The 17,976-nt window shown below is 66.9% G+C and carries 16 protein-coding genes and 1 pseudogene; 3 read left to right on the top strand and 14 right to left on the bottom strand.

Annotated features, from left to right (window positions below):
- Nucleotides 1–89 precede the first annotated feature (89 nt).
- From E4A48_RS02985 to E4A48_RS02945, 9 genes are all read right to left on the bottom strand, one after another.
- Nucleotides 90–1,070: a polyprenyl synthetase family protein gene (locus tag E4A48_RS02985; protein WP_200886357.1), complete on the bottom strand. Its 981-nt coding sequence runs from the start codon at nucleotides 1,068–1,070 to the stop codon at nucleotides 90–92.
- A gap of 182 nt (nucleotides 1,071–1,252) precedes the next feature.
- Nucleotides 1,253–2,590, bottom strand: coding sequence for a cytochrome P450 (locus E4A48_RS02980; RefSeq protein WP_260608053.1), 1,338 nt, complete (start codon nucleotides 2,588–2,590; stop codon nucleotides 1,253–1,255).
- Between the two features lie 5 nt (nucleotides 2,591–2,595).
- Nucleotides 2,596–3,438 (bottom strand): glucose 1-dehydrogenase, encoded by an 843-nt coding sequence (locus E4A48_RS02975; RefSeq protein WP_142741875.1) that lies wholly within the window; start codon nucleotides 3,436–3,438, stop codon nucleotides 2,596–2,598.
- A complete protein-coding gene (locus E4A48_RS02970; protein WP_142741874.1) occupies nucleotides 3,425–3,700 on the bottom strand; it encodes a ferredoxin in 276 nt (91 codons plus the stop codon). The genes E4A48_RS02975 and E4A48_RS02970 overlap by 14 nt, the downstream gene beginning before the upstream one ends.
- A 1-nt stretch (nucleotide 3,701) precedes the next feature.
- Nucleotides 3,702–4,991, bottom strand: coding sequence for a cytochrome P450 (locus E4A48_RS02965; RefSeq protein WP_142741873.1), 1,290 nt, complete (start codon nucleotides 4,989–4,991; stop codon nucleotides 3,702–3,704).
- Nucleotides 4,992–5,083: 92 nt separating this feature from the next.
- Nucleotides 5,084–6,286, bottom strand: coding sequence for a cytochrome P450 (locus tag E4A48_RS02960; RefSeq protein ID WP_039005548.1), 1,203 nt, complete (start codon nucleotides 6,284–6,286; stop codon nucleotides 5,084–5,086).
- Between the two features lie 8 nt (nucleotides 6,287–6,294).
- The gene (locus tag E4A48_RS02955; protein ID WP_260608052.1) at nucleotides 6,295–7,530 is read right to left on the bottom strand and encodes a cytochrome P450 family protein; all 1,236 of its coding nucleotides are present in this window, start codon (nucleotides 7,528–7,530) and stop codon (nucleotides 6,295–6,297) included.
- Nucleotides 7,531–8,255: 725 nt separating this feature from the next.
- Complete coding sequence (locus E4A48_RS02950) at nucleotides 8,256–8,609, bottom strand: DUF1304 domain-containing protein (protein WP_003466948.1); 354 nt, start codon at nucleotides 8,607–8,609, stop codon at nucleotides 8,256–8,258.
- An 85-nt stretch (nucleotides 8,610–8,694) separates the two neighbouring features.
- Nucleotides 8,695–10,092, bottom strand: a complete 1,398-nt coding sequence (locus tag E4A48_RS02945) for an NTP/NDP exchange transporter (protein WP_221887390.1) — start codon at nucleotides 10,090–10,092, stop codon at nucleotides 8,695–8,697.
- An 86-nt stretch (nucleotides 10,093–10,178) separates the two neighbouring features.
- On the opposite strand from E4A48_RS02945, the gene E4A48_RS02940 reads away from it, so the two are divergent.
- Nucleotides 10,179–11,777, top strand: coding sequence for a GMC family oxidoreductase (locus tag E4A48_RS02940; RefSeq protein ID WP_039005549.1), 1,599 nt, complete (start codon nucleotides 10,179–10,181; stop codon nucleotides 11,775–11,777).
- Nucleotides 11,778–11,816: 39 nt separating this feature from the next.
- On the opposite strand, the gene E4A48_RS02935 is transcribed toward E4A48_RS02940, so the two are convergent.
- Nucleotides 11,817–12,038: an EamA family transporter gene (locus E4A48_RS02935; RefSeq protein ID WP_458296315.1), complete on the bottom strand. Its 222-nt coding sequence runs from the start codon at nucleotides 12,036–12,038 to the stop codon at nucleotides 11,817–11,819.
- A gap of 309 nt (nucleotides 12,039–12,347) precedes the next feature.
- Here E4A48_RS02935 and E4A48_RS02930 point away from each other — a divergent pair, with 309 nt between their 5' ends.
- Complete coding sequence (locus E4A48_RS02930) at nucleotides 12,348–13,700, top strand: serine hydrolase domain-containing protein (protein ID WP_176717082.1); 1,353 nt, start codon at nucleotides 12,348–12,350, stop codon at nucleotides 13,698–13,700.
- A gap of 86 nt (nucleotides 13,701–13,786) precedes the next feature.
- On the opposite strand, the gene E4A48_RS02925 is transcribed toward E4A48_RS02930, so the two are convergent.
- Nucleotides 13,787–14,038: a hypothetical protein gene (locus E4A48_RS02925; RefSeq protein ID WP_142741872.1), complete on the bottom strand. Its 252-nt coding sequence runs from the start codon at nucleotides 14,036–14,038 to the stop codon at nucleotides 13,787–13,789.
- Between the two features lie 584 nt (nucleotides 14,039–14,622).
- Here E4A48_RS02925 and E4A48_RS21690 point away from each other — a divergent pair.
- Nucleotides 14,623–15,024: pseudogene (locus tag E4A48_RS21690) on the top strand (hypothetical protein); the annotation flags it as partial.
- Nucleotides 15,025–15,994: 970 nt separating this feature from the next.
- On the opposite strand, the gene E4A48_RS20395 reads toward E4A48_RS21690, so the two are convergent.
- The 3 genes from E4A48_RS20395 to gcvT all read right to left on the bottom strand — a co-directional run bounded on the left by E4A48_RS20395 (nucleotide 15,995) and on the right by gcvT (nucleotide 17,925).
- Entirely contained in the window at nucleotides 15,995–16,135 is a 141-nt protein-coding gene (locus tag E4A48_RS20395; RefSeq protein WP_185910708.1) for a hypothetical protein, read from the bottom strand.
- 187 nt (nucleotides 16,136–16,322) lie between these two features.
- Nucleotides 16,323–16,718 (bottom strand): glycine cleavage system protein GcvH, encoded by a 396-nt coding sequence (gene gcvH / locus E4A48_RS02915; RefSeq protein ID WP_039005552.1) that lies wholly within the window; start codon nucleotides 16,716–16,718, stop codon nucleotides 16,323–16,325.
- Nucleotides 16,719–16,818: 100 nt separating this feature from the next.
- A complete protein-coding gene (gene gcvT / locus E4A48_RS02910; protein WP_039005553.1) occupies nucleotides 16,819–17,925 on the bottom strand; it encodes a glycine cleavage system aminomethyltransferase GcvT in 1,107 nt (368 codons plus the stop codon).
- Nucleotides 17,926–17,976 lie beyond the last annotated feature (51 nt).

Raw genomic sequence — 17,976 nt, 5'->3', positions numbered from 1 at the left:
CCAGGCTAGCGAGGCGCCCGCGCCATCGAGCCTGGCCAGAGCCGCCCCGCTGCCACGGCGGCAGGACGCATCGAGGCAGGCAGCGCGTTTCATGCGCATGGCGCGTGCGTGGCCAGATGCAGGTTGGCTCGCCGCAGCATCTGCGCCAGCCGTTCCGCGCGCGGCCCGAGCGGCTCGATCGCCGCTCCGGCATCGCGCAACAGCTCCAGTGCGAACTCGCGCGCGGCCTGCAGCCCCATGATCGACGCGCAGGTCGGCTTCTGCGCCGCCGCATCCTTGCCCGCGGTCTTGCCCAGCGTCGCGGTATCGGCGGTCGCGTCGAGGATGTCGTCGACCACCTGCAATGCCAAGCCGAAGCAGGAGCTGTAGCGATCGAGCGCGCGGTACAGCGCGGCGTGCGCGCCGTCTTCCGCGATCGCGCACAAGGCGCCCATGCGGATTGAAGCGCGCACCAGCGCGCCGCTCTTCATGCTGTGCATCGCGACGATCTTGTCCAGCTCGACGCACTGCCCCACCAACGCCAGATCCAGTGCCTGCCCGCCTGCGGCGCCGGCGGCGGACACCGCCTGCGCCAGCTCACGCACGAGCGCGATGCGGGTGTCGCCGGGCGCATCCAGTTGCGCGAGGGTAAGAAACGCGTGTGCCTGCAATGCATCGCCGACCAGGATCGCGGTAGCTTCACCGAACTTGACGTGCACGGTCGGAATACCACGGCGGAGCACGTCGTCGTCCATCGCCGGCAGGTCGTCGTGGACCAGGGTGCAGGCGTGCATCAATTCGATGGCGGCGCCGACATCGTCGAGTACGTGCGCCGGCGCGTCCGCCAGTGCGCCGGCAGCCAGACAAAGCAAGGCACGGGTACGCTTTCCGCCCTGCAAGGTGGCGTAACGCATCGCCGCCATCAGTTCGGTCCCTGCATCGTCTTCGACACAGAGCAAACGCGCCAACGCCTGCTCGACCCGCCTTGCACCAGCCTGTGCCCACACGTCCGGGAGCGGCGTGGCCGAGGCGTCGCGGGTCTGCGTACCCGCACTCCCGGCAGCGGGAGCGCCCGATCGTGGGCCGTACATCGTGGAACCGGTGTGCATGTCGTGCATGTCGTTCATGTCCTCGTACCTGCCAGGAAACGGCCGCGGCGGAAGGCGAACCGCCGCAGCGCTGCCGGCGCCGCATCGGTCATGGCCGCGGACGCCGGAATGTCTTGCGTCGTCAGCGTCGATGTCCCGCCATCTCGAACGCGTACTGCGTGATCTCACGAAAATCCGATGCGGATGCCCATCGATGGATGCGCGGTCGGGTAATAGCGACGGCCCTTTTCGGCATCGCCCAGCAACCGCGGCCGTACCCCGGCCTTGTCCAGGGTCAGTGCCAGGGCGATGCAGAACTGCACCAATTCAAGCCACACCAGGTGATAGCCGATGCACACATGCGGGCCGGTACCGAACTGCAACATATCCACCGGCCGGATCGGCTCGGTGCGTTGCAGCCACCGCTCCAATCGAAACCGATCCGCCTGCTCGTGCAGCAGCGCCGATGTCGAGAAGTACAGCAGCGGGATGCACAGACAGGTGCCTGCAGGAACCCGCCGCTGGCCCAGTTGCAGTTCCTGCAGTGTGCGGCGCGGCAGCAGCGTGGTCGCCGGATGCACGCGAAGCGTTTCGCGGAACAGCGCCTCGGCAACCCGGCACTGCGCCAGGTCCGCATGCTGGGTCGGCACCGCCCCCACGCGCCGCGCCTCATCGACCAGCGCGTCCCACAGTGCGGGCTGCCGCGCCAACTCGATCACCATCCAGGCCATCGTCGAGGCGGTGGTGTCGTGGCCGGCGAGCAGCAGCAATCGGATGTTCGCGACCAGAACGTCGTCGGAAAGGGCGTCGTCGCCATGGTCGAAGGCATTCACCATGTCGTTGAGCAGGCCGTCGCGCGCGGCGTGCGCGCGCGCATCGCGGATGAATTGGCGCAGCTGCGCGTCGATCCATTCGCGTGCGGCACGGCCGCGCCGCAATGGCAGGCCAGGCAGATCGACAGGCGGAGCGACGATCAACTGCAGCAACTGGTGGTACTTGCGCTGCCATCCCGGAAGGTCCTGCGCCGGAATGCCCATGAGGCTGAAGATGAGCTTGAGCATCAAGTCGCCGGTCTCGCGCAGGATGGCTACCTCGCCCCGGTCGCGCCACGCCCGCAAGCGGGTCTGGATGACCGGCGCGAACAGTTCGCCGATTCCTGCCTGGGTCAGCCCTTTGGGCAGGAACGCCGCCTTGATCGCATCGCGCGCCCGCCGATGCGCAGCGCCGTCCTGTGCCACCAGCGTTGCGCCAAGCAGTTCGGGTGCGATTTCTTCGATCAGCGCCGACGACACGTCCTTGTGTCGGAGCAGCGCGAACGCCTCCGGATCGAGGCAGGTCATGAGCTGGCCGGCAGGGCCGAAATCGAGCCAGAAGTGGCTGCCCAGCGTCTGTTCGGCGCGCTGCAGCAAGTTCGGCAGATCACACACGATGGCAGGAAGATGCCCGACCAGAGGAAATGCGCCGCGCATGACCGGGATGTCGTGGCGCAGCCGCGGACGACGGTCCAACGGATTGAGCAGCATGGCCATCAGCGGTGCGGCGCCGCGGCCGCGTCGGGGGCGGCAACATGCGCAGCAGCGCGGCTGTTGCCGCCGTCCGCATACGTCGGCACATGCGCCAGCATGCCGCCATCGATGCAGACGACCTGACCGGTGATGAAGGCGGCATCGTCGGACAGCAGAAACGCCACCAGCGCCGCCACGTCCTCCGCGCGACCGACGCGTGGAAGCAGTTGGTGCCGGCGCAAGTGCCGTTGCGTGGCATCGTCCAGCTTGGCGACAAGACGCTCGGTCATGATGAGGCCCGGCGCGACCGCGTTGCAGCGGATCTGCGCGTGACCGTACTGGGTGGCGAGCGAGGTCGACAGCATGTTCAGCGCCGCCTTCGACGCCGCATACGAAGTCTGCGCGGTATCGCCGCTGAGCCCCTGGCACGAGGACATGACGACGATCGCGCCGCCGCCGCGAGCGATCATGCGCGGGACGGCCTGCCGACAGCACAGCAGCGTGCCGCGCAGATTGGTCGCCATGGTCCCGTCCCAGACCTCCATGTCCAGCTCCAGGAGCGCGCGGTCGCGCGGCGTCAGCTGCATCGCGCTCGCGTTGTTCACCAGCAGATCGACCCCGCCGAAGTACCGTTGTGCCGCCTCGAACAGTGCGGCCACCGCCTGCGCATCGGCGATGTCCGTGGTGACGGCCAGCGCCTGGCCCGCGGCGGATGCGATCTGCGCGGCGCACGCCGTGGCCGCCGGACCATCGATATCGGCCACCACCACCCTGGCGCCTTCGCGCGCGATGGCGAGCGCGCATGCCTTGCCGATACCGGCGCCTGCACCGGTCACCACCGCCACCTTGCCTTCAAACCGGTTCATCGCGTCCTCCCGGGGTGGGTTGCTCCGACGCAGTGGCATCGCCGCGATCGGCGTCATCGACAGCGTCGCGCTCGATGAGGCGAATCGCGGCGACAGGACACTGGCTGGCCGCGAGCCGCACGGCGGCATGCAGGGACTCCGGCACGATCGCCACGCAGACTTCGGCGATTCCGTCCGGCTCGCGCTGGCGGAAGATGCGCGGCAGGGTCAGCATGCACTGCCCGGTGGTGCCACACAGATGCTGGTCGACCAAGACGCGCATCTCAGGCCTCCTCCGCGTGCAGCCGCACCGGCAGCACGCGGAACGTGCGCAGGAAAGCGGACGGCTCCCGGGTCGGCTCTTCGGCCAACGCCAGCGTGGGAAAGCGCGCATGGACCCGCGGCAGGCCCTCCGCCAACTGCACCCTGGCCAGTTGCGCGCCGAGGCAAAAATGGATGCCGTGGCCGAAGCTCAACATGATGTTTCCCTCCGTCGACATGCCCGGACTGGTGTGGTGAAAGCGTGCGGGATCGAAGCGGTCGGGATCGGCGAACGCATTCGGATCGCGGTTGCCGGCCGCGATCAGCACGCGCACGTCCGCGTTCTTCGGGATCACGCCGCCTTCCAGTGCGATCTCGCGCTGGGCGATGCGCGGAATGGAGCTGAACATCGCCGGCGCCTCGCAGCGAAGCACCTCCTCGACGAACGCCTTCACCGCGGCAGCGTTGCCGCGCAGCCAGTGCCGCTGCTCGGGATAGGCCAGCATGGCCAGCACCGCGTGGTCGATGGTCGCGGCAGTCGTCGCGAAACCGCCCAACAGCATGCCCCAGAGCATGCTGATCAATTCGGCGTCCGACAGCGCGTCGGCATCGCCGTCGTGCGCGCCGACCAGCAGCGACACGATGTCCTGGCGGGACTCGGTCCGCTTGCGCTCTATCAAGGCACCGAAGTAGGCCTGGACTTCGGCGCTGGTGGCATCCGCCGCGGCCAGCTGCGCGTCGCTGGCATGCGGGCTCAGACCTTCCAGAATGGTGCCGATGCCGGCGGCCAGGCCGGACATGTCCTGCTGCGGCATGCCGAACAATTCGGCGAAGACCAGCATCGGCAAGGCGAGCGCGAACTCCCGATGCAGGTCCACCGTCTCCCCGCGCGCCAGCGCGGGCGCCATGCCGTCCAGGCGCGCTTCAACGATCCGCACGATGCTGGGCCGCAGACCGTCGATCTGGCGCATGGTGAAGTCGCGGGAAACGAGCCGACGCAGGCGCGTGTGCGTCGGCGGTTCTTTCATTGCCAGCGTGGATGCCAGCAAGTTGAGCGAAAGGCTGGTCGCCGCACGCGGAAAGTAGTGCGCCAGCTCGCCCGGCGCCGGTCCCCGGAATGCGTCGCCGGTGGCCTTGAGCGCCCAGTAGATGTCGGCATGACGGCTCAAGAGGAAGATGCCCGAGGCCGCGCGATGCACCGGATCGTGCTCGCGCAGCCAGTGCATGAATGGATACGGGTCGCGGATGCACGCTGGCGATGCCAGTTCGGCGAATGCGTCCCGGCAGGCTGCCGTGGTCTCTTGCACGTCCATCGTGGTTCCCTGCTTGGCTGAGTGATCTGCCCGGCGCGCGGCAAGCGCGCCGGCAACTGGCGAAAGATCGCCGTGTCCGCTGGTATTCGTCCTCACCAGCGCACCGGGAACTCCTCGAATCCACCGGTGATGATCTCTTTGCGCAGTCTGAGTTCGTCGGGCGCCACCGCCAGGCGCAATCCGGGAAAGCGCTGGAAGATCGAGCCGAACACGACCTTGAGCTCCAGCCTGGCCAGCGCGACGCCGATGCAATAGTGCGGACCGTAGGAGAACGCCAGATGCGGCTTTTCGTCGCGTCCGATATCGAAGACTTCCGGGTCGTTGAAATGGCGCGGATCGAACGCGGTCGCCGGCAGGCCGACCAGCACCTTGCTCTCCGCGGGAATGTGCACCCCTGCGATGGTCACGTCGGTCCTCGGGTAGCGCATGATGCCGTCCCAGCCGGCGCCCGGCGGGTACATGCGCAGGATTTCCTCCACCGCCTTCTCGACCAGGGACGGATCGCCGACCAAGCGCTCGCGCTGTTGCGGATGGCGGAACAACGCCAGCAGCCCGAATTCGATCTGCGCGACCGTGCTCTCATGCCCTGCAACCAGCATGCCCGCTGCCAAGCCGATCGCTTCCTCCTCGGTCGCTTCGCCGCGATCGACCGCCTGCATCAGATCCGTCAACAGGTTATCGCCCGGATCCTGGCACTTGTCCCGCATCTTGCCGCGGATGTAGGCGCGCAGTTGTTCCCATGCCAGGCGCGACGCATTGCGCGGACCGCTTTCGTGCTGGTGCGTCATCACTTCGTCGGACAATCCGGCAAAGAAGGCATGATCCTCATAAGGCACGCCCATCAGCGCGCTGATGACCATGGCCGGAAGCGGGAAGGAGAGCGCGCGCCGCAGATCGGCGGGCTGCGGCTGGGCCTCCAGCGCATCGAACAACTGCGTGGCGATCGCCTCGACCTGTTGCGCGAGCAGCTTCACCCGCCGGTTGCTGAAGGCCGGCGCGACGATCGTGCGCAGTCTGGCGTGTTCAATGCCCTCATGCGAGACCAGCCACCCCGGCGAACCCAAGATCACCGAATCCGGCGTGAATTCGGCTGGCGGCATTCCCGCCGGGCGGAACCTTGCATCGGACAGGACCGCTTTGGCCTCGTCGTAGCCCGTCACCCACCAGCCTTCGTGTCCGGAGGGAAAGCGTACGCGGTGGATCGGCCCGTCCGCGCGCAACATCAGCATTGCAGGCGAAGGCTCGATATGCTCCACGCGCCACATGGGTAGCGCTACCAATTCGCTTTGCGACATGACAGGACTCACTCTCTGGCGATGGAAGGGCGGAAGGTGACCGGTAGCCGTTGTGGGCAACGGATGACGTAAGAAGGCTGATAGGCGATGTCTTCCAGGGCGACGGCCAACGCCAGCTCGTGCAGCCGCGCGAACAGCGCCGGGAACGCGTATAGCAATTCCAGGCGTGCCAGCGCGGCGCCCAGGCAGAAATGCGGCCCCTGCCCGAACGACAGGTGGGGGTTGGGCTGCCGGGTGACATCGAAGGCCTCGGCGCCCGGCCCGAACGCGCGCTCGTCCCGGTTGGCCGCGTGGAACGCCATCACGATGGCCTCGCCACGCCGGATCGTGCAGCCGTCGATTTCCACATCCTGTGTGGCATAGCGGAACGGCAGGTTGGTCACACTGCTGCCCCAACGCAGAATCTCCTCGATCGCCTGCGCCCACGGAACCTGGCCGCTCAGCACCAGGCGCAGCTGCTGCGGATGCGTCAGCAATGCCAGCACGCCATTGCCGATGACGCCGGTGGTGGTCACAAAACCCGCCGAAAGCACAATGAACAGCATGTCGATAAGTTCGGTGTCGGAAACGAGTTCGCCGCTATCGCGCGCGGCGATCAGCGCCGACGCCAGGTCGTCGCCGGGCCGGCGCCGCTTGAGCGCGATCAGCCAGCGAAAGAAATCCGGAATGCGTTGCCGCGTCTGCTGCACCTCGGCGGCCGACGCGGAGGTGCTGGCCAGGCTGTTGGTGAGCAGGATGATCTCGGCACGGTTTTCCTCCGGCAAGCCAAACAGTTCGGCAATCACGCTGGCGGGCAGCGGGACGGCGAACTCCTGCATCAGATCGGCGCTGCCGCGCGCGGCGATCCCGGCGAGGAGCTGGTCGACGCGGCGTTCGATATCGGGAGCCAGCAAGGCGATGCGGCTGGGCGCGAAGCTTCTGGCCAACAGTCCGCGCAGGCGCTGGTGATCGGCACCGTGCGCAGTGACCATGTTATCCAGCCTGCACATTCCGATCAGCGGGTGATCCTCGGGGATTTCGCCATCCTGCAGCGCTCGCCAATGCCGCCAGTCTCTGCTGAAGCGCTGGTCGGCAAGGATGCATTTGAGCGTCTGGTGGCGGCCTGCAACCCAGGTCACAACATTGCCGGGCAGCACCACCTCGATCATTCCATCTCTTTGCAGAATCGAGGACGATGCATTATTCAATTGCGACTGAGCGATCGACATATCGACCACATCACAATGATCGCTTTCCAAGCGCATACCAATAGATCCTTACAAAATAATTATATTTATTGCAAATCTCTCGAAATATCGCAACGCAACAGGATTACATGCGCGAAATTCAATTCCGTCAGCCACGCCAGTACACGCTTTCTTTTGCGAAAGCGCACAAAAAAATAAGCAAAAAATTCTCTGCAACTGCATAGCTTGCGCAGCAGTAAAGAGCTTAGCCAAGTAGCTTCAATTCAATGAAACGTTCGTTGACGGACCCATCATATCCAGCTGCTTCTTAGAAAAATTATCATTCGTTCAAAAAAACCAAGATACACAGTCGATACAAATTGGACAAAATATTGCGATCCATCACACTTCAGCGACGCATGGCCATCGTTTAGCCAATAAAGGTTCGCCAGAATCTCGTAAAAATGCGATCTGGACTTAATCCGATCTAGTCCTTCGCCATCTCACGATGCAGCTAATGCCCAGTCACACTTGCACAGGAACGGATCGGCTGGGCAGGCGCGTCTGTGCTCAAAACGCCTCGCTGCCCCGCGCGTTTCCGATCGGCGCGCGCACGCCCGTGGCGCGGCGGCGATGGCGCGCGCCATGTTCCGTAGCAGATGGTCTTTGCCTGGGTGCTCTGATGCTGTTGCTCGCAGGCGCGCGCAGTTGCCGCCTCCTGCCTTCGCCAGGCGCCTCAGATCCCCGATCGACGCCGGCCCCACCGCGATGCGGGCGCATCAGCGGCGATACTTACCTGGGTTTTACCCGCCGTACCAGACCAGCAGCAATGCCAGCAACGCCGGCATCCCCTGCACGAACAAGATGCGCCGGCTGACGCTCATCGCGCCGTAGATGCCGGCCACTACCACGCAGACCAGGAAGAAGGTCGCCACGTCGCGACGCTGTGCCAGCAATGCCCAGAACAGTCCCGCCGCCAGGAAACCGTTGTACAGGCCCTGGTTGGCCGCCAGCACCTTGGTCAGCTGCGCCTTGTCCGGCGTGTTGCGGAACACCTTCATGCCCAGCGGGCGGGTCCACAGGAACATCTCCAGCACCAGGATGTAGAGGTGCAGCAACGCCACCAGGCATACCAGGATCGAGGCCAGCAGGGTCATGCGCGCGTCCGTTGGCAAAACAGGATGCACAGCATAGCCGTTGCCGCAGCGGCCGGCACCGCGGCCGCGCGGCCTGCGCGCAGGCTCAACGCGTCGGCGCCGCCTCCGCCGCTGCAGGCGCGGTGCTTTCAACCGCCCGCGCCAGGCGCCAGCCGATGACGCCGGAGAGCGTCGCCGCCAGCGCGGCCAGCGCCACAAATCCAGGCACGCCCATGCCCAGCGCGCGCAGGCCGTTCATCGTCGACGCCACAGCCACGTCGCCGGCACGCCATACCGTCGTATCCACCGCATTCTTGCCCTGATAGCGCAGTTGCCGCGGCACCCGCGTGTACAGCGATTCACGCGCCGGGCCGACCATGCCGTAGGTCAGCGAACGGGTGATCACCAGCGGCAGCACCACCCAGGGCACGATCCACACCGCCAGCGCGTACGGATCGGGCGACAACGCAGTCGCCACCAGCGTGCCCACACTGATCAGCGCCCACAGCGCGATCACCGCGCCGGCGCCCTTCTTCATCAGCAGCCAACGGGTCACACTGATCTGCACGACGACCTGCAGCACGTTGGTTGCCATGTCGATATTGGCGGCGAACTGGGTGCGCTCGACCGCGTTGTGGAAAGTGGCGCCGGAGTAATCGGTCATCAGCGCATAGCCGACCGTACCGATGCAATCGCCGAGCAGCATCAGCAACGCCATGCCGCGCATGAACGGATTGGCCAGAATCTGCTTGAGTCCGTCGAACATGCCGCCGCCGACCGCCGCCTCGTGGCCGACGTCGTGGCGGTGCGCGCCATGCACCCGCGCCCAGCGCCCGAGCAGAATCACGCAGGCCAGCGCCACGCCCAGCAGCGCCGCCGACACCACCAGCAGCGGTGCCACGCCAATCACCCCGACCAGCCCGCGGGTCAGCAGCGGCCCGGCCACCGCGCCGGCGGTGCCGCCCAGGCCGATCAACGGGAACAGCCGCCGCGCCTGTTGGTTGCTCCAGATATCGGCCATGAAGCTCCAGAACACCGACACCACGAACAGGTTGAACACGCTGACCCAGACGAAGAACACGATGCCCAACACACGCGGACTGAGCCCGCCGTAGCCACTGAACAGCGGAACGAAGCCGAGCAGGCACAGCGCGAAGAACGCGTACACCGCCGGCACCACGATCCGCCGCGGCCAGCGCGCCGCCATCCACGCGAACAGCGGGGTCAGCAACAAGGTGGCGACGAAGGTGGCCATGAAGAACCAGGGCAGCTGGGTCGAGCCGACCGCCGCCGACAACTGCTCGCGTACCGGCCGGATCACGTAGTACGCCGCCAGCACGCAGAAGAAATAGACGAAGGACAGCAGCACCGCGCGCAGCTCGCCGGTCTGGACGCGCTTGTTTTCCGCTTGCATCGGCCTGCCATTCGCCGGGTGGTTGCGCGCACGGTAGCCGATGCACTGCAACATCGCCAGCGCCGCCGCCGCGCCCAGACCCACGCGCATCGCGGCGTCTGCATCCCGCGGCGCGGCCGAGCATATGCTCTATCCCCGGCGGCTAGCGTCGGCGCCACGAAACGGGGGAACCGCGGGTGTACGACTACATCATCATCGGCGCAGGCTCGGCAGGCTGCGTGTTGGCCAACCGGCTCAGCGAGGATCGCGATTGCAAGGTGCTGCTGATCGAGGCAGGGCCGCGCGACCGCAATCCCTTCATCCACATGCCCGCAGGCCTGGCGCGGCTGACCAGCAACCGCCGCATCAACTGGAACTACCTCACCGCGCCGGAGCCGGCCTTGAACGAGCGGCGCCTGTGGTGGCCGCGCGGCAAGGTACTGGGCGGCTCCAGTTCGATCAACGCGATGTGCTACGTGCGCGGCGTGGCCGCCGACTACGACGACTGGGCCGCCCAAGGCGCAGAGGGCTGGGACTGGCAGGGCGTGCTGCCGTATTTCCGGCGCAGCGAACGCAATAGCCGCGGCGGCGATGCGCTGCACGGCGGCGACGGGCCGCTGCACGTGTCCGATCTGCGCCACCACAACCCGCTGTCGGACCTGTTCATCGCTGCCGGCGAGCAGGCCGGTTTCGCCCACAACCGCGATTTCAACGGCCCGCAACAACAGGGCGTGGGCCTGTACCAGGTCACCCAGAAGGACGGCGCGCGCTGCTCGGCGGCGGTCGCCTATCTGGCGCCAGCGCAGGCACGCCCCAACCTGCAGGTGATCACCGGTGCGCTGGTGCTGCGCCTGCTGCTCGAGGGCGAACGCGTGGTCGGCGTGGCCTATGCGCAGCGCGGCGCCGAAGTGCAGGCGCGGGCCGCGCGCGAGGTGCTGCTCAGCGCCGGCGCGGTGAACTCGCCGCAACTGCTGATGCTCTCGGGCATCGGCCCAGCCGACGAACTGCAGCGCCATGGCATCGACGTGCGCCTGGACCAGCCGCAGATCGGCGCCAACCTGCAAGACCATCTGGACGTGTGCACGCTGTACCGCACCCGCCCGGGCATCAGCTACGACCGCCGCAACCAGCTGAAGATCGCCTTCGACTATTTCCTGCGCGGCCACCGCGGCGCCGGCAGCAGCAACATCGCCGAGGCCGGCGGCTTCATCCGCTCGCCGCTGGCGCCGGACGCACGCGCCGACATCCAGCTGCATTTCGTGCCGGCGATGCTCGACGACCACGGCCGCAACCGGTTGCCCGGCGACGGCTTCACCCTGCACGCGTGCCACCTGCAGCCGCGCAGCCGCGGTCGTCTGTCGCTCAACGACGCCGACCCGCGCACGCCGGCGCGGATCCAGGCGAACTACCTCAGCGATCCGGACGGCTTCGACCTGCGCATGCTGGTGGAATGCGCGCGCCTGGCGCGGCGCATCCTGCGGCAGCCGGCGTTCGATGCCTGGCGCGGCGCGCCGTTGCTGCCGGCACGCGAGGACCTGGACGAAGCCGGCCTGATCGCCTACATCCGCGCCAAGGCCGAGACCATCTACCACCCGATCGGCACCTGCCGCATGGGCAACGACGCGCAGGCCGTGGTCGATCCGCAGCTGCGCTTGCGCGGGCTGCAGCGACTGCGCGTGGTCGATGCCTCGGTGATGCCGCGCCTGGTCAGCGGCAACACAAACGGCCCGACGATGATGATCGCCGAGCGCGCCGCCGACCTGATCCGCGGCCACAGCGTGCTGCGCGACGGCTGAGGCGCGGCCGGCGCAGCGGGCGGGACATTTCCCCGCGCCTCACCGCGCGCGCCCTGCCAGCCACACGCCCAGCGCCGCCAGCGCGAAGCCGCACAGCTTCGGCGCGGTCAGGTGCGCGCCGCGCAGGACGTGTCCGAACACCGCGGTCACCTGCGGCATCAGGAAGGACAGGCTCGCCACCTGGGTCGCGGCGCCGTGCCGCGACAGCAGGAACAGCAACGCAACGCCGCCGATCGAATTGACCAGCACCAGCCACGCCATCGCCGCGACGAAACCGCCGCTGACGCGGCGGCGTCACGGCAGCAGCCGAGGCGACGCCGCGCGCAGCGGCTTCGGCACACCGGTTGCATGGGGGTTGCTCAACCGCCGCGCCCTTGCGGCACCGCCATGAGGACAGCGCGTTGCCGGCCTTGTCGGCCCGGCAAAATCACCAGCAGGATCAAGACGATGCCCATTCATCTTCTAACGGTTTGTGCAATGGCGAACAGCGGCGCTAGAATCAGTTTCGGCAGCACCTCACAGGCCACACGCGCAATGAAACAGAACAGCAGGCACCGGCTCCTTCGACCGGTGGCAACCGGGTTGCTCGGGGCATTGCTGCCCTTTGCGATGTCCTCCACCGCGCAGACGCCGGCGCCCTCGCAACCGCTGCCGCCGCCGATCTACACCGAGGCCACGCGCTATACCTCGCCGACCCAGCCGCTGCCGTACCGCGCCTCGTTGCCGGACAGCAAGGTGCTGCCGCTGGCCAAGGGCTTCGATGTCGCCAGCCTGGAAGCGATGGCAGAGCAGCTCACCTACGGCGAGCGCGTGCCCGGCCTGGCGGTGGCGATCGTGCACAACGGCCAGGTGATCAGCGCGCGCGGCTATGGCGTCACCGACGTCAACCACCCCCAGCCAGTCAATGCACACACCGTGTTCCGCCTTGCCTCGCTGTCCAAGGCCTTCGCCGGTACCATGGCCGGCCTGCTGGTCAACGACGGCACCCTGCGCTGGGACAGCAAGGTCACCGACTACGTGCCCGGTTTCCAGCTCAGCGACCCGGTCGCCTCGCGCCAATTGAAGGTGGCCGACCTGCTCAGCCATCGCGTCGGCCTGACCTACAATGCCTACGACCGCGATGTCGAGTCCAACACCGACTACTACACGCTCAGTCACAAGCTCGCCTACGCCCCGCTCAAGTGCGCGCCCGGCGAGTGCTACGCCTACCAGAACGTGGCCTTCAGCCTGATTGGCGACGTGGTGTTCGCTGCCTCCGGCAGCTTCTACGAGCAGTCGGTGGAGCGCCGCATCTTCAAGCCGCTGGGCATGAACGACGCCAGCATGGGCCTGGCCGGGATCCAGGCCAGCCCGAGCTGGGCGCGCCCGCACGTGCGCAGCCGCAACGGCTGGGTGTCGCTGATGCCCAAGCCCACTTACTACCGGCTGGCCCCGGCGGCCGGCGTCAACGCCAGCATCAGCGACATGGCGCAGTGGCTGATCGCGCATACCGGGCACCGTCCGGACGTGCTGCCGGCGCCGCTGCTGGCGACCCTGCATGCGCCGCTGATCCTCACCCCCGGCGAGATGCGCTCGGGCTGGCGCCGCGAGCGGGTCAATTCGGCCAGCTACGCGCTTGGCTGGCGCATCTTCGATTACTCGGGCCACCAGGTGGTGTTCCATGCCGGTGCGGTGCAGGGCTATCGCGGCCTGGTCGCGCTGGTGCCGGAACGCGACCTGGGCGTGGCGATCCTGTGGAACGGCGAGAGCGGCCTGCCCTCCGGCCTGCTGCCGACCATCCTGGACCGCGCGATCGGCCTGCCCGCACAGCGCTGGCTGGACGTGGACACCGACTTCGGCAGCGACAACATGATGGCCGAGCGTCCGGATCCGAAGGACAAGAAGGGCGCCTCCGCGTCCAAGTCGACGGCATCGCCGCGCTGACGCGGGCGGTCTCCCGATGGATGCAGCGGAGGGCGGCGCAAGCCGCCTTTTTGCTGTCTGCGTGCTGGCTTCGCGAGACCTGTGTTTCAGCGCGACAGGATCTGGTGGGCTACGCAAGCCAGCAACTGCGCCTGATCCAACGTTGATGGAATCCAGGCGATATGGTCGCGGCTGAAGCCGCTCTTACAGGGGTGCGGCGTGCGGCTCGGCCTATGCCGAAACGCTGCTTGAAGCCCGTGACCGAAGCATTGGCCGTCGTCGTCACCACAAACCGGCTGCCGGATCAGCGGCGAATAATCGCGCAGACCTCCATCAAGCGAATAAAGCCCCTCTCCCATCGGGAGAGGGGTTGGGGTGAGGGTACGGGCGAAGCCTAGTGACAATGAGAGGATCCGGGCAAAGTCTCGCGGCAATGAGGACGCATGGCGACGCACGTCATCTCGGCGCATAACGCGTCGCTACGCACCCACCCTCAACCAACGCTGCGCGCCACCTCCCCACGAAAAGGCTGCCATGGTCGCGGCGGGAGAAGGAGGATCAGGAGCGCAGCCGAAGCCGGGCGGCGTCGGCGAACGCGTCGTCTGCGACAGCGAGGCAGCCGCTTGGCGAACTCGCGCGCCATCGTCGCCTGCAGCGCAGTCGCAATTTCTTACAGATCGGGCACGCGCCAGGCTGCGACAGAGCGCAATGGCGGCAACATCGCTGGCTCGGGGACTAGCCGCCGTGCAGGCGTGGCAGATGGGCGCCAAGTCAGCGACAGGTCGACGCTGGCACGCAGCTCGCCGCGGCGACGGCAAGCGCGCGACCATAAAAAAGCTCCCTCCCCGCTGGGCACCGGGGAGAGAGCTTAGGTACGGCTATCGGGATGGATCAGATCAGCGGCGCGGGCGTTGCCGGCAGCGCGACCGGAGCGGTCTTCTTCTTGCGGGCAACCGGCTTCTTCTTGGCGACGGCCTTCTTGGCGACAGCCTTCTTCGCGGCCGGCTTCTTGGCAGCCGACTTCTTCACCGCCTTCTTGGCGACGGCCTTCTTCGCGGTCTTCTTTACGGCCTTCTTGGCGACAGCCTTCTTCGCGGTCTTCTTCACCGCCTTCTTGGCGACAGCCTTCTTCGCGGTCTTCTTTACCGCCTTCTTCGCGGTGGTCTTCTTGACGGCCTTCTTGACCGCCTTCTTCACCTTGGCGACCTTCTTGGCAACTTTCTTGGCGACCTTCTTGACCGCCTTCTTGACCGAGATCTTCTTCGCTGCCGGCTTCTTGGCGGCAGTCTTCTTGACCGCTTTCTTAGCGGCCGGCTTCTTTTTCGCAGCTTTTTTCGTGGCCATGGGATGGCTCCTCGTCAGTGAACTATGGATTGAAAACGCCCAGTTAAAGCAAACCCGCGGCGATGGCCCGCCTGCAGGATCCGCCGGCGCGTAGTGCGGGCCGGGTCGGATACAGAAACACCCGTAGCGAAGTTCGATACGGGTGCCGTGCCAGGGGAGACGTTGCGTTTCTCGGAGGGAAGCGACACCTGCTCCACCATCATCAGGTTCCTGGCGGATGTCCAAGTTGTGCTTCGCGTTTCGATGTCGATCCGATTCACTCGCTTGCGCAGCAACGTCTGCTGGGCGAAACCTAATCACGCTTTTTTTTACTGTCAACAGTTCTACGCAATTTTTTTTCAGGCATCGCGTGCCGCGACCGCAGCGATGGCCGCGATCGGCGGCCCCTGGAGCTCGACGACAGCCGTTGCGAAATCCGCGGCGAAACTTCGACGCAGACAAAAACAGCGGTAATTCCCGCGCTTTTTTGCAACACACCGACGCGAGCGGCAGTTTCGCGCGCTGCCGCGCGCGGCGCTGACGGCTTGCAGACGCGCGCGCGCGAGCCTGTCCGCTAGCTGAAAAAAAACTTTTCGCGGCATGCGCCGTTCCGGCATCGCGCAAGAGCAAATGCGCAAAACTGCGCAAACTTTTTCGCGCTGTTCGGCGCTTGCGAGCGTGCGCGTGCGCCGCCGCGCACTGCATCGCGACGGCGGCGACGATGCAGCTGTAGCGTGCGCATGGCTGCGCGCGCTCCTCACCGGCACATCACGCACATGCGAGCGGACGCGTTGCGTTTGCTCTCGCCGCCGCGTCCGCTACCGAGTGCATGTTCGCCTCGAGCGACCCCGCAGCACTGCGCATGCGCGCCACGGCGAACACCCCGACCGAACCCGCGCGATGCCGCTGGCCGACGCTGGCCGCAGCGCAGCGAACGCTGCTGCGATCGGCAGACGCTTCGCCCGCGGCGCCCACTGCGATGCACATCACCGTCACTGCCAGAAAACCGGCGCGACCTTCGCCGCGTCCCAGCGCCGCTGCAGCGGCGCCGCCTTCCAGCACATGGCGACCACGTCGTGCGCATCGATGCGTCGGGCACGGCCGGCATCCGCCGCCTGTCGTGTCGCATCCATGCCTGCGTCGTGCCGGCTCGCCGCTACGCCGGCCACTCAGCCGCGCCGAGCGACCGATCGCCTCATTGGCAACCCAGCGGACTATCGAACGCGCGCCGCTGCCTGTTGCCGCGTTCGTTCGTGCCGCGCAAACGCAAACCGGCCACACAAGGCGGCCGGTTCGACTGTCGCGATGAAGCGGTTCGGCTCAGTGGCCGTCTTCCTCGAGCAGCTCGGCGTAGTCGTCCGGGGTCAGCAGTTCGTTCAACTGCTCCGGGTCGGCGATCTCCAGCACGAAGATCCAGCCTTCGCCGTACGCGTCCTCGTTGATCGTCTCCGGCTTGTCGCTGAGCGCGGCATTGACCTCGACCACCTTGCCGGTGAGCGGGCTGTACACGTCCGAGGCGGCCTTCACCGACTCGACCACAGCCACGCCGTTGCCGGCCACGACCTCGTCGCCGACGCTGGGCAGCTCGACGTAGACCAGATCGCCGAGCAGGCCCTGGGCGTGCTCGGAGATGCCGACAGTGACGCGCCCGTTGCCTTCGACGCGCGCCCATTCATGGGACTTGAGAAATTTGAGGTCGCCAGGGATCTCGCTCATGGGGCTGCTCCGGAAAAAGACGGTGTCGGGGATGGAGGGCTAGTGTAGCGAACCGGATGCTCTGCAACGACGTCGCGGGTGCATTGCGGCGGCGGCCGTTTCACTCGAGGACGCCGGGCTGGACCTGGCCTTCGCGCACGAACGGGAACTTGACCACGCGCACCGGCGCTTCCTTACCGCGGATGTCCACCCGCACCTGCCCCGGTTCGCCGGCCGGCACGCGCGCGAACGCGATCGCCTTGCCCAGCGTCGGCGAGAACGTGCCGGACAGGATCTCGCCTTCGCCCTGCGCAGTGAGCACCTTCTGCCCGTGGCGCAGCACGCCCTTGTCGTCCATCACCAGGCCGATCATCTGCCGCGGCGGGCCCTTGGCCTTCTGCGCCTCGAGCACGTCGCGGCCGATGAACACGCGGCCTTCGTCCAGCGCCACGGTCCAGGCCAACGCGGCTTCGTACGGCGACACGCTGTCGTCCATGTCCTGCCCGTACAGGTTCATGCCGGCCTCCAGGCGCAGCGTGTCGCGCGCGCCCAGCCCGGCCGGCTTGACCCCCGCTTCCAGCAGCGCGTTCCAGAACGCCACCGCCTGCGCCTGCGGCAGCACGATCTCGAAGCCGTCCTCGCCGGTGTAGCCGGTGCGCGCGACGAACAGCGCCACGCCGTCGGTCGAGGTGGCTTCGAACGCGGCGAAGCGGCCCAGCTTCTGCACTGCGGCGCGATCGTCCGCGCGCAGCAGGCCGATCGCCTTGGCGCGCGCATTCGGCCCCTGCACCGCGATCATCGCGAAGTCCTCGCGCTCGCGCACGTCCACGCCGAACGCCTGCGCCTGCGCGCCGATCCAGGCCAGGTCCTTGCTGCGCGTCGCGGCGTTGACCACCAGGCGGAAGAAGGTATCGGACATGTAATAGACGATCAGGTCGTCGATCACCCCGCCCTGCGGGTTGAGCATGCAGGTGTACAGCGCCTTGCCCGGCAGCTTCAGCTTGTCCACCGAGTTGGCCAGCAGATGGCGCAGGAACGCGCGCACCTGCGCGCCGTGCAGATCGACCACGGTCATGTGGCTGACATCGAACATGCCGGCGTCGCGGCGCACCTGGTGGTGCTCGTCGATCTGCGAACCGTAGTGGATCGGCATGTCCCAGCCGCCGAAGTCGACCATCTTGGCACCGAGGGCGCGATGGCTGTCGTTGAGGATGGTCTTCTGGGTCATGGCGCGGGTCCGTGGCGAAAGTCGCCCATTATCGCCGGCTGCGCTGTGGAG

It is taken from the genome of Xanthomonas translucens pv. cerealis (assembly GCF_006838285.1).
In the GTDB taxonomy this organism is placed as follows: Bacteria; Pseudomonadota; Gammaproteobacteria; order Xanthomonadales; family Xanthomonadaceae; genus Xanthomonas_A; species Xanthomonas_A cerealis.
This window is presented reverse-complemented; position numbering and strand designations above follow the sequence as displayed.

Coding starts and splice junctions, on each gene's coding strand:
- E4A48_RS02935 (WP_458296315.1), bottom strand. CDS start 12,038: ATGGCGTGGCTGGTGCTGGTCAATTCGATCGGCGGCGTTGCGTTGCTG.
- gcvT (WP_039005553.1), bottom strand. CDS start 17,925: ATGACCCAGAAGACCATCCTCAACGACAGCCATCGCGCCCTCGGTGCC.
- E4A48_RS20395 (WP_185910708.1), bottom strand. CDS start 16,135: ATGGATGCGACACGACAGGCGGCGGATGCCGGCCGTGCCCGACGCATC.
- E4A48_RS02985 (WP_200886357.1), bottom strand. CDS start 1,070: ATGTACGGCCCACGATCGGGCGCTCCCGCTGCCGGGAGTGCGGGTACG.
- E4A48_RS02965 (WP_142741873.1), bottom strand. CDS start 4,991: ATGGACGTGCAAGAGACCACGGCAGCCTGCCGGGACGCATTCGCCGAA.
- E4A48_RS02925 (WP_142741872.1), bottom strand. CDS start 14,038: ATGGGAGAGGGGCTTTATTCGCTTGATGGAGGTCTGCGCGATTATTCG.
- E4A48_RS02945 (WP_221887390.1), bottom strand. CDS start 10,092: ATGCGCGTGGGTCTGGGCGCGGCGGCGGCGCTGGCGATGTTGCAGTGC.
- E4A48_RS02980 (WP_260608053.1), bottom strand. CDS start 2,590: ATGCTGCTCAATCCGTTGGACCGTCGTCCGCGGCTGCGCCACGACATC.
- E4A48_RS02955 (WP_260608052.1), bottom strand. CDS start 7,530: ATGCGCTTGGAAAGCGATCATTGTGATGTGGTCGATATGTCGATCGCT.
- E4A48_RS02975 (WP_142741875.1), bottom strand. CDS start 3,438: ATGAACCGGTTTGAAGGCAAGGTGGCGGTGGTGACCGGTGCAGGCGCC.
- gcvH (WP_039005552.1), bottom strand. CDS start 16,718: ATGAGCGAGATCCCTGGCGACCTCAAATTTCTCAAGTCCCATGAATGG.
- E4A48_RS02960 (WP_039005548.1), bottom strand. CDS start 6,286: ATGTCGCAAAGCGAATTGGTAGCGCTACCCATGTGGCGCGTGGAGCAT.
- E4A48_RS02970 (WP_142741874.1), bottom strand. CDS start 3,700: ATGCGCGTCTTGGTCGACCAGCATCTGTGTGGCACCACCGGGCAGTGC.
- E4A48_RS02950 (WP_003466948.1), bottom strand. CDS start 8,609: ATGACCCTGCTGGCCTCGATCCTGGTATGCCTGGTGGCGTTGCTGCAC.